Source organism: Paenibacillus tengchongensis, assembly GCF_008973665.1.
Taxonomy (GTDB): Bacteria; Bacillota; Bacilli; order Paenibacillales; family Paenibacillaceae; genus Paenibacillus_AQ; species Paenibacillus_AQ tengchongensis.
In genome coordinates this window covers 655,477-666,308 of record NZ_WACP01000002.1, presented here as the reverse complement: position 1 = coordinate 666,308, position 10,832 = coordinate 655,477, and the positions used below count along the sequence as shown (strand labels likewise).

The window sequence follows — 10,832 nt, the reverse complement described above, 5'->3', positions numbered from 1 at the left end:
AGCAAGCTCCCTCATCACTCCGCTCGACTTGCATGTATTAGGCACGCCGCCAGCGTTCGTCCTGAGCCAGGATCAAACTCTCCAATAAGGTTTTTTCGAGCGGCTACTTCACCCGAATTACTCCGAGAAAATAACCATCCGAAAATCTATCGAATAAGCTGATAGCTCATTTTGAAACTGACGATTCATAAAACGAATCAATACTTTTAAAGCGTTCCATTTGTTCAGTTTTCAAAGAACTTGCTTCCCGGCAATCAACTTTCGTCTCTTGCACAGGAATTAGAGTGTATCATATTTCATTGTGTCTTGTCAACTTATTTCTTCTTCGCTTCGTTGTTTCAGCGTCGATGCCTCATAAGCACAAGAGATAATATATCACGCTGATCCGAACTATGCAACACTTTTTTTCAAATACATTTATCACGGGAAGCTTCTTCGCCTCAGTTGTACAAATTGATTTCCTAAATCCTTAAGCTTTGACTACAATAGAACTTAATTGCGTCTGACTCTTCTTATAGAAAAGCTATTCATGAAATGAACAGAAAGGAGTTAATATGCAGAACAATTCTACTCCGGCTCCGCAGCCAATGATGACGGCTGAGCAGCAGCGGAACAGTCAGCAGGCGACGGTGTACCGGATTCTGCTGGCTATCAGCTTTGTTCATCTATTTAACGATTCCATCCAGGCGCTGATCCCGGCTATGTTTCCTATACTGAAAGATAACCTGGTCCTCAGCTATGCCCAGATCGGCTGGATCTCCTTCGCGCTCAACATGACCTCTTCTGTCATTCAGCCGGTCATCGGCTATGCGGCAGACCGCAGACCCCGCCCTATTCTGCTGCCGCTGGGCATGTGCTGTACGTTCCTGGGCGTATTACTGCTCGCCTTTGCCGGTAATTATGCACTGGTCATCTTCTCTGTGATGCTGGTCGGTTTCGGCTCAGCCGCCTTCCATCCGGAAGGCATGCGGGTAGCCCATATGGCTGCCGGGCAGCGCAAGGGACTCTCGCAATCGATTTTTCAGGTCGGCGGAAATGCTGGCCAGTCACTCGGACCTCTGCTGATGAAATGGATCTTTATCCCCTTCGGGCAGATGGGGGCACTAGGCTTCACGATTATTGCCGCTGCCGGAATCGCAGTACAGACGTATGTGGCCAGATGGTACGCCCAGATGTTGAACGCGGGTTACAGCTTCAAGAGCAAATCCTCTTCCCGCACCATCGACCCTGCCCGCCGCAAAAGCATATTGACCGCAACCGTAATCCTGGTCTTTATTGTATTTGTCCGCTCCTGGTATGGCGCATCTATCGGGGGATACTACTCTTTCTATTTAATGGCCCAATACGGAATGGAGCTGGACCAGGCGCAGGTGTACATCTTTATGTACCTTGCGGCCGGAGCTGTCGGAACTTTCTTCGGCGGTCCGCTCGCCGACCGCTTCGGACGGCGTAATCTGATCCTGGCTTCTATGCTCGGCACGGTTCCTTTTGCGCTGGCGCTGCCTTTTGTCAATCCGTTCTGGGCGGCTGTCCTGCTGATCATCTCGGGATTCATTCTGCTCTCGAGCTTCTCGGTAACCGTTATTTACGCACAAATGCTGTATCCGGGTAAAATCGGCACCGTCTCAGGGCTGATAACCGGCCTGGCATTCGGGCTGGGCGGCATCGGCTCGGTGGTTATCGGTGAGCTGATCGACCGGATCGGCATTGTTACTGTCTTCGTAGCCTGCGGTTTTCTGCCGCTGCTCGGGCTGCTTACGTTATTGCTGCCGGGCGACCGCAAGCTGGAGGAATGGGCCGCGGAGTAACCGCAGTCCGGGGTTCATCTTCTTCTTCGGGGGAACGATGGACCCTTTTTTGATATCGGGAAGATGCAGCCCTCTCGGCCATTATCAAACGCCCGTCTTTTAGGGTACAATTACTTAAAAGTTAATCTATCTATAGAATGGCCCCAGGGCGCAAAGGAGGGATAGGCTTGAAAAAGGCGCTTGCAAATATCCGGCGCGGATACGGTAAAAAGCTGGTATCCATTCACAAATGGAATGCCTGGCTGGTGTTGTTTCTGGCTGTGAGCGGCTTAATGCTGATCGGAGGCTTCTGGCGAGAACTGCTGGGCGAAGGCCGCGTATGGCTCAAATGGGCGCATACCGGCGTGGGGCTGGCGCTGCTTATACCGGTTATCTACTATTTACTGCTGGCAGCCAAGCATTGGAAGCGGCTGAAGGACAAGCCTGGGCAAAAAGCTAATGTACTATTCGTCCTGACCCTCCTGACAGGCTGGCTTCTGTCCGGCATTGTGCTGTGGCAATTCCGGCTGACCGGACCGCACGCTGCCAATACGGCGCTGATCATTCACGACCTGCTGACCTGGATCGGTCTACCGGTAATCATCTATCATTCCATTACCCGGGTGAAATGGCTGAATCAGCCGCAGAAGCGCTCGGTTACGAAGGCTGAAGTTCCGGCGGAAGTGAACGCGGGTAACGCGGCGGAGCAGGAACCGCTCAGCGGCGCTCCGCAGCCGGTCTACACCCGCCGCGGTTTCATTAAAGGAGCCGTAGGGGCCGGACTGGCGATTACGGTCGGTCCTACGTTCATCCGCTGGCTGGGACGATCCCTGCAGCTGCCCGGAGCGGTGGACTATACCGCAGAGAATGCCAATGTTCTTATGCCGGATCCCGTGCCGCTGGCGCAGTCCTCTCCTCCGGTCGGCGGAGGTGCTGATGGCTATTTTCGCGTATACACCGTAACGGACATTCCGTCCTTCGACAACTCCAACTGGTCGTTCATGGTCGATGGTCTGGTGAATACGCAGCTGCATTGGAACTGGGAACAGTTCGTGCAGCTGCAGCGCGAAGTTCAGGTCAGCGACTTCCACTGCGTCACCGGCTGGTCCGTCTACAGGAACACCTGGGAGGGCATTCCGCTGTTCAGGCTGCTGGACATGGCCGGTGTGCGGTCCGAAGCAGTCATGGTTAAGCTTTATTCCGGCGACGGGGTCTACACGGATTCATTAACGCTGGCACAGGCCCGGATGGAGGATGTAATGGTAGCCGTCATGCATGACGGCAAGCCGATCCCCAATCAGCTTGGAGGACCGGTCCGGCTCGTCACCCCGCAGATGTACGCCTACAAATCAGTGAAGTGGCTGAACCGGATCGAGCTCATTGCCGAGGACCATACCGGCTACTGGGAGCAGCGCGGGTACGACAAGGATGCCTGGCTGCCCGGCGCCAAGCGTGTGTAGAACCGCCAGCTTTACGGGCCTCCCTCAACCTTTGACATCACGGCTGCGAACAGTGCGGCGGCTTTGCCGCTGCCCTCGTACAATACATGCTCCTTGTCGGTGCGGTCAAAGCCCATCCAGACGGCAGCGGTCCAGTCCGGCGTATACCCGACAAACCACAGATCACGGTTGGCCTTGCCGGAAACGCCGGGCAGACCCGCCTGGGTGGTGCCGGTCTTCCCGGCCACCGGAACGGACAGCCGCGCCTTTTTGCCTGTTCCTTCGTTTACAGCACTGCGGAGCATCCGTGTCATGCTATCAGCAGTCTGCGCCGTGATGACTCTTTGCGGTTCCGGCTCGTAACGGTACAGCAGCTGTCCGCCGGCAGCCGAAATGCTCCGCACCGTATGCGCTTCACGGTAGATTCCGCCGCTGGCGAAGACGCTGTAGGCCTGCGCCATTTTCAGAGGCGATACCCCTTGATGCAATCCTCCGAGTGCAATGGACAAATGAACATCCTCGGCCGGCAGCTGAATACCCAGCTTCGCGGCGAATTGCCGCGCCTGAGCGATTCCTACCTGCTTCAGCAGCCAGACGGCGGGGGCGTTGATCGATTCACGCAATGCTGTCCTCATACTCACCTGTCCCCGGTACACACCGTTCACATTATCCGGACTGTAGCCGCCGTAGTTCTGCTTACGGTCAGGCAATATGCTGTCCGGTGAATACATTCCGCTCTCCAGCGCCGGGCCGTAAACAATAACCGGCTTAAATGCCGAGCCCGGCTGGCGCGCATCGATCACGGCCCGGTTCACACTGCCTGGGCTTTCGTCCCGGCCGCCGATCAGAGCCGCTATTTCCCCGCTATGCTGGTCCATGATCACCATCGCCGCTTCTACCTGCCTCGATAATCCGTCAGGAGGAAAATTGTCGCGCTCGCGGAAAGCCCACTCCATGGCCTCCTGCGCTGCAGCATTCATAGCCGTCTGTATGCGGTAGCCGCCGGTCTTCAGCTGCTCCGGCGTCCTGCCGGTCAGACGGGCCGCCTCTTGCAGCGCAACATCGATGTAAGAGGCACCGCTAAGGACGCCTCCGGCCGGTTGCTGCGGAGGATGATACTCCGTGCGGGCCGCCTGCGCCCGTTCCTGAGCAGTAATCAGCCCCTGCTGCTCCATTATCCGCAGCACCAGCTGCTGCCTTGCAGCAGATACGGCGTTGTTCTCCGCAGGGTTATAAATCGATGGCCCCTTCGGTGTAGCGGCCAAGGCGGCAATCTGTCCGATGTCCAGCTGCCGCAAATCCGTTACGCCAAAATAATATTCCGCCGCTGTCTTGACGCCATACTGCCCCCGTCCCATATAAATCTGGTTCAGGTAAAGCTCCAGAATCTTATCCTTGGACATACGCTTCTCAAGTGCCAGTGCAATAGAGGCTTCATTCAGCTTCCGCAGCAGCGTCTGCCGCCGGTCCAGATACAGATTCCGGGCCAGCTGCTGGGTGATGCTACTGCCCCCCTCGGCAATTCTTAGGCTGAGGGTATTGCGGACAGCCGCCCGGGCAATGCCGGTGTAATTAAGGCCACTATGCGCATAGAACTGCCGGTCTTCGACGGTCAGAAAGGTCTGAATCAGCAGCTCGGGCATTTCATTCAGCCCCGCCAAGCTGCGGTATCCTGACCCGGGGAGCGGAATTCTGCGCAGAACGGCTCCATCCGCGCTCAGCACGACGCTCGACTCCGGCAGGACCAGCCGCTCGGGAGTACGGCTGATGACGCTCTGGCCGTATGTATTCACATAAAACAGCAGCGCAAAAACCAGCAGCGTGCCCAGCACGGCCAGATCGAAGCCCAGGTAGACCGCTCTTCCCGGAAACCGTCTGCGGACGGCAGCAGTATGCCTGGCACTCATAGCTCTGCCAGCAGACCTGCCAGGACCCGCTCCATTCCCGCCGCTTCGCGCCGGACTGCCTCTACCCGCTCCGCCGGTAGCCCCTCCTGCGGCAGAGTATCCAGCAGGCGCTGCAGCGTCCGCAGCCGGAGGGCAAGCGCAAGCAGATCCTCCCGGCCGGGCGGCTCCGCCGTTAGCGGTTGCGCGCCAACCGGAACAGGGAACTCAGGAGGCTGCGAATCCCGCAAATCAAGTCTCCGCAAGTGCTCCGCCATCAACGCCAGCTCCCCGCCGGACCATACGTTCAGCTCCCGCAGCGAACCCCGCTGCGCCAAATCCCCGGCCGCCTGCACCAGCGAACGCAGATCGTCTGCCGCCTTCTGCGATCGCAGCAGGAAGAATATCACGAACAGCCCGGCAAACAGCAGCAGCGCCACCGGTGCCCGCCCGATATGGTTGATGATCCAGCGCATCAAGCGGATCACCATTGTGGCCGAATCCGGCGTATGCCGCGCATACAGGTAGCCTGCCGCCGACTGCAAGGCAAGAACGATCGCTCCGCTCAGCAGCAGGCTTCCTCCGCAAATGTACAAATAACAGGCACGCACTGTACTCTTTTTAAGCAAATCATTTATTTTGAACAAAACAGTCCCCTCCCGGTACCCGGGCGCTTAACCGCCCTAAGCAACAGGATAAAGGGCAATTCTAAAGAATCCCCCGCAAAGTTCTAAAGATCCTCTTAAGATTTCCTTATTAAGGATTCACCGCAAGCAGCGGAAAGCGGGTGATGAAATCGGTGCGGCTTCTGTCACTCCGGGCGGTTATGCTGCCCTCGTGCCGTTCCACAATGCCTTTGGCGATGGCCAGTCCCAGGCCGGAGCCTCCGGTATGCCGCGAGCGCGAGCGTTCCGCACGGTAGAACCGTTCAAAGATATGGGGCAGATCGCTCTCTGCAATCATCTCGCCGAAATTACTGATCCGCACGACGGCCTCCTCACCTTCCCGGGAAAGGGCAATTTCCAGCTTGCGCCCATCCTGTCCGTAACGGATCGCATTCGTAATCAGATTCTCATAGGCACGAAGCAGCTCATACGGGGCTCCCTGGATCCACAGCGCCTCCCCCGTGTCGTACAGCTCATAAACCATGCCCGCCCGGGCCAGCTCAGTCACCGATTCCTCGGCCAGCTGCCGGATGAACGCACTCAAATCCAGCGGCTCGGCTACCATCGGAAGACCGCCGCTGTTCACACGGGTATACTCGAACAGGTCGTCGATCAGCTTGCGGAGCACCAGTGTTTTTTGATAGGCAATGGCCACGTAGTAACGGATTTCCCCTTCCTCACGGCAGCGGTCCTGCTCGATATATTCCAAATATCCCAGGATGGAAGTCAGCGGGGTGCGCAGGTCATGCGAGACGCCGGTAATCAGATCATTTTTGGCCTGGACGGCCTTCCGTTCTTCGAGCAGGGATTGCCGGAGACGTTCAGACATGACATTGATGTTCTCCGCCAGCACGCCCAGCTCATCGCCGGTTCTAACCGCGATCGGCTGGAACTCGCCCAGCTTCGTGATTTGCTGAATGCCGCGGGTGATCTCCTCGAGGTAGGAGACGATTCGGCGCGTATAGAGAAAAAAGAACAATAAAAAGCTGGCAACTCCCACTACCGCCATCACCGGCAGGGAGCCGACATGAATGACGATCCATTTCAGCGCCGGTGCTGCGGGCGACGAAGGATTATTATGCAGCAGAAAATTGGCTACTCGGTAGCCTCCCAGGAGGATAACAGCCCCGGTCAACAAACTGAGCATAAACGCCCAAATGAACTTCCAGCGGACGGTATTTACATATTTGGCATTCATCGCATTCCCCCCAGTCCTTATATCGGCCCGTCCAGTTTATATCCGACGCCCCAGACGGTCTGGATATAGCGGGGCTGCTTCGGTTCGGGTTCGACTTTCTCACGGAGATTGCGGATATGCACCATCACCGTGCTGCCCCCGTCGAGGAACGGCTCGTTCCAGATATTCCGGTAAATCTGCTCCATACTGAGCACCTGCCCCTGATGCCTTGCCAGCAGCTCCAGAATCGAGAACTCGCGGGGAGTCAGCTTCACCTTCCGGCCGCCGATGCTGACCTCATGCTTCAGGATATCGATTACCAGGTCATCGAATACCAGTTCATTCTCACTGGTCCTCGCCGGCGTATCCTTATTCAGGCGGTGGTAGCGCCGCAGCTGTGATTTGACCCGCGCCACCAGCTCCAGCGGATTAAACGGCTTGCCGACGTAGTCGTCCGCCCCGATGCTGAGTCCGGCGATCTTGTCCATGTCGGTGTTCTTCGCGGAGAGCATAATGATCGGCATGTTCTGCTCCTCGCGGATCTTCATGCAGGCAGCAATTCCGTCCAGCTTCGGCATCATGACGTCCATGATGATCAGATCCACCGTCTCCTGCTCCAGGCAGGCCAAAGCCTCTATCCCGTCAAAAGCCTTCAGCAGCCGGTAGCCTTCGTTGCTTAAATAGATCTCCAGCAGGTTCACGATTTCCCGTTCGTCATCCACCAGCAGTATCGTTTCTTGTCTCACATGCAGCAATCCTTTCCTGATCCGGGTCATTAGTATACCTCTATCATACTATGAGAACCCGCCGGGCGAAAAAGCAAAAAGCCCGCGTAACCGGAATTCGTTCCCGGAACTACGCAGGCTAATAGTTAATGAGATTAAAGGCTTTTAAAAGAAGCATCGTACAGCCGGAACATCGTCTTATAGCCGGATTCGTCGATCTTGATGCCGACATCCAGCCGTCCGCTGATCTCCAGCGCTCCGGTGGTATAGCGGAGCTTGCTGCCTTCCGGCACGAACACAATCATGATTTTGTTCCAGTAGGTCTCGTCGCCGTTGTCGAAGGGGCACTCCGCACCCGGCTCGGGAATCAGCAGGAACCAGTTCTTCTCGAACGACAGCACTTCGCCCATGAAGCCTTTGATGGTCACCCTGCTGCCGCTGAGATCCCAGAACTGCTCCGACGGCCGCGTCTGGTCGCCGCCGTCGAAGAAGCCGTCCCAGCCGATCAGCGTATTGCCGGCTGGTGCCTGGTCTGCGGGCGCGGCTGACTTCGCGCCCGCGGCCGGGGAGGCCGCCGGCGCTGGCGTAGCGGCCGGCTGGCGGGCTGGCGCCGAAGCTGGCGCGGCGCCTGCGGCAGTGCCCTCCGGCGACGCAGTGCCGGAGGCGGGGCCTGCAGCGGCGGATGGCCCCGCTGCGGGCTTAGGCGCGGCAGCGGGGCTTGCCGCTGCCGCGCTGCCCGGCGGGCGCGCTGCCGCCGGGGAGGCCTGCGGCGCAGCCGGCACGGCGCTGCGCGGGGCGGGCGCGGCGGCGGAGGCTTCTGTGCCGCCGGTATCCGCCGGGGGCGGCGACGCCGCAGCTTCCTCCGGGGCCGGCACGCCGGAAGGCGCAGCGGCTGCGGCGGAAAGGTCCGCAGCCGCCGATGGCAGCGCACTGTTCGCCGCGGCCTGGCTTGCCCCGGCAGCTGCCTCCGTCACTGCGGCAGAGTCCGCCTCCGCGCTATTCCCAGCCGCTGCGGCGAAGGATTCCCCGCCAGCGGCGTTCTTGTCCTGGCCGCAGGCCCCGAGTAGCATTACGGCAAGCGTACCGGCCAGCAGGAGCCTACTCTGTACTCTTCTCAATATAGTGTACCTCCTACGATTTAAACAAAGCGAGCGGATGCTGGCGGTACATCCGGTAAGCCGGGCCCAGCGAAGACAGCAGGCCGACCGCCAGTGCACCAAGAATAATGAGCCAATGATCGGCTGTGAATTGCAAAGGCCGGATCTGGATGCCTGCCTGCGCAAACAATACATCCTTTAGCACAGCAGCGCCTGCATGCCCCAGCACCAGTCCGGCAAGCACGCCCGCTGCCGTCACCAGCAAACCCTCGCTGGTCAGCGTCAGCCAGACATAGCCCCGGGATTTACCGAGCAGCCGCAGCAGACCGACATCCTTGGTCCGTTCCCCGGCTGCCGCAATCAAGGACAGCAGGATCGAGATGGCCGCCAGCAGCACGCAGATTGCCGTCAGTACACCGACCAGCCTAGCGCCCTGGTCAACGGCGTTCAGCACGTCGCCTACCGCACGGCTCGCATAGACAGCCTGCACGCTGTCCTTACCGTCCAGCGTCTCCTTCAGCGTATGGGCACCGAGCAGACTGGCCGGCTTGACCAGCACCGCCGTAATTTCGCGGTCCTCCGGCGCCAACCCGTGTACGGCCCAAGCGTAGTCCGTTGTCGTAAACACTGCACGGTCATCGGGGGTATGCAGCTCCGGCAGAATACCGGTTACCGAATAACGGAAGCTCTCATGGGCATGCGCTTCCTCTGTAACGCCATCCGCTTCCCCGTCATGGCCAGCTTCATGGTCCCCATCCACGGTGCCGCTCCCGGCTGCTGTTGCCCCTTCATACTCTCCGCCGCCAGCGTCATGGTCATACGCATGGCCTTCCTCCTGTACCAGCCCGTGCACGCCGGTAAAGGTATCTCCAACCTTAAGCCCCAGAGTCCTCGCGACATAGGCTCCGACAATGGTCTGACCGGTGGAAGCATACATGCTTCCTGCCTGCAAGCGGCCGCCATCGTAACGGACAGCGAAATAGCCGGGATCGATGCCCACAATCGGAAAGCCCTTATAATTGTCGCCTGCCGTCATCGCAAAGGCCTGGTCGACACCGGCATCCGCCTGTGCCTGCTCCAGTACCGCAAGCGGAATATTGCCGGTCGGAGCACCGACATGGTAGAAGGTGTTCAGCACGAGCTGCGTCTCGCTGCCCGCCGCGCCGATCACCAGATCAAACGGCCCGTAGCCCCGTTTGGCCCCTTCTTCCACGCTCTCCCGGGACAGCGACAGCAGCACGATAAAAGCAACCGTGACGGCCACTGCCCCTACCGTCAGCAGGGACAGGAAGCGCCGGTGCCAAATATTGCGCAGTGTCAAATGCAGCAGGCTCATATGATTCCCTCTTTCCACCGTTCTGCCTCTTCCTGAAGCAGAGGCGTCTTCTCCCGGCGGGCACAGTTCATCTCCCGGATATTCAGCCGCTGCGGGAACCTGATCGCCATATTCAAGTCATGGGTCACAACAATTAAAGTGTGGCCTTGCGCAATGCTCAGATTCAGCAGCAGGGAAGAGATTTCGTCTGCCGTCTCCCAGTCGAGGCTGCCCGTCGGTTCATCGGCGAGCACCAGTGCCGGACGGTTGACCAGGGCACGGACAATCGCTACCCGCTGCTGCTGGCCGCGCGAGAGCTGGGAAGGCAGGTGGCTGCCATGCTCACTTAAGCCCACCCGTTCCAGCCACTCGTCCACAAGCCTCCTCCGCTGCTGGTGCGGAAGCCGGGTTGTCAGCGCGATCTCCACGTTCTGCCTGGCTGTGAGCGAAGGAATGAGGTGAAAGTCCTGCAGCACATAACCGATGCGTTCAGCGCGGAACCGGTCCCGCGCCGCCTCCTTCAGATTATGCAGCGATACCCCATCCACCTGGATGCTGCCGCTGTCCGGCTGGAGAATCCCGCTGACCAGATGCAGCAGCGTGCTCTTGCCGGACCCGCTTGGCCCGGTAATGGCCACCTGATCCCCGCGCTCCACACGCCACTCGGGAATATCGAGAATCGGCACCGTTCTTCCGCCGACACGAAAATGCTTGCTCAGCTCATGAATCTGAAGCACTGCCCTC

Annotated in this window: 9 protein-coding genes and 1 rRNA gene; 2 read left to right on the top strand and 8 right to left on the bottom strand. The window is 58.6% G+C overall.

Going from position 1 to position 10,832, the window contains the following annotated elements; translation table 11 throughout:
* Positions 1–88, bottom strand: a 16S ribosomal RNA gene (locus F1381_RS05725); the annotation flags it as partial.
* Positions 89–587: 499 nt separating this feature from the next.
* On the opposite strand from F1381_RS05725, the gene F1381_RS05720 reads away from it, so the two are divergent.
* Together F1381_RS05720 and F1381_RS05715 are read left to right on the top strand one after the other, a co-directional pair.
* The gene (locus F1381_RS05720) at positions 588–1,808 is read left to right on the top strand and encodes an MFS transporter (RefSeq protein WP_246187918.1); all 1,221 of its coding nucleotides are present in this window, start codon (positions 588–590) and stop codon (positions 1,806–1,808) included.
* Between the two features lie 167 nt (positions 1,809–1,975).
* Positions 1,976–3,247 carry a molybdopterin-dependent oxidoreductase gene (locus F1381_RS05715; RefSeq protein WP_151733845.1) on the top strand — a complete coding sequence of 424 codons (1,272 nt, stop codon included), beginning with the start codon at positions 1,976–1,978 and terminating at the stop codon, positions 3,245–3,247.
* 11 nt (positions 3,248–3,258) lie between these two features.
* Here F1381_RS05715 and F1381_RS05710 read toward each other — a convergent pair whose 3' ends face one another.
* The 7 genes from F1381_RS05710 to F1381_RS05680 form a co-directional block, all read right to left on the bottom strand.
* On the bottom strand, positions 3,259–5,133 hold the full coding sequence (locus F1381_RS05710; protein WP_151733844.1) for a transglycosylase domain-containing protein: 1,875 nt from the start codon (positions 5,131–5,133) through the stop codon (positions 3,259–3,261).
* The gene (locus F1381_RS05705; protein WP_151733843.1) at positions 5,130–5,756 is read right to left on the bottom strand and encodes a hypothetical protein; all 627 of its coding nucleotides are present in this window, start codon (positions 5,754–5,756) and stop codon (positions 5,130–5,132) included. Before F1381_RS05705 ends, F1381_RS05710 begins: the two co-directional genes overlap by 4 nt.
* Positions 5,757–5,865: 109 nt before the next feature.
* Positions 5,866–6,972 carry a sensor histidine kinase gene (locus tag F1381_RS05700; RefSeq protein ID WP_151733842.1) on the bottom strand — a complete coding sequence of 369 codons (1,107 nt, stop codon included), beginning with the start codon at positions 6,970–6,972 and terminating at the stop codon, positions 5,866–5,868.
* Between the two features lie 17 nt (positions 6,973–6,989).
* A complete protein-coding gene (locus tag F1381_RS05695) occupies positions 6,990–7,727 on the bottom strand; it encodes a response regulator transcription factor (protein ID WP_425495245.1) in 738 nt (245 codons plus the stop codon).
* Positions 7,728–7,831: 104 nt separating this feature from the next.
* Positions 7,832–8,794 carry a hypothetical protein gene (locus F1381_RS05690; RefSeq protein ID WP_246187913.1) on the bottom strand — a complete coding sequence of 321 codons (963 nt, stop codon included), beginning with the start codon at positions 8,792–8,794 and terminating at the stop codon, positions 7,832–7,834.
* 13 nt (positions 8,795–8,807) lie between these two features.
* On the bottom strand, positions 8,808–10,127 hold the full coding sequence (locus F1381_RS05685) for an ABC transporter permease (RefSeq protein WP_343043386.1): 1,320 nt from the start codon (positions 10,125–10,127) through the stop codon (positions 8,808–8,810).
* Positions 10,106–10,825: an ABC transporter ATP-binding protein gene (locus tag F1381_RS05680; protein ID WP_151733841.1), complete on the bottom strand. Its 720-nt coding sequence runs from the start codon at positions 10,823–10,825 to the stop codon at positions 10,106–10,108. Before F1381_RS05680 ends, F1381_RS05685 begins: the two co-directional genes overlap by 22 nt.
* Between the last annotated feature and the right edge of the window lie 7 nt (positions 10,826–10,832).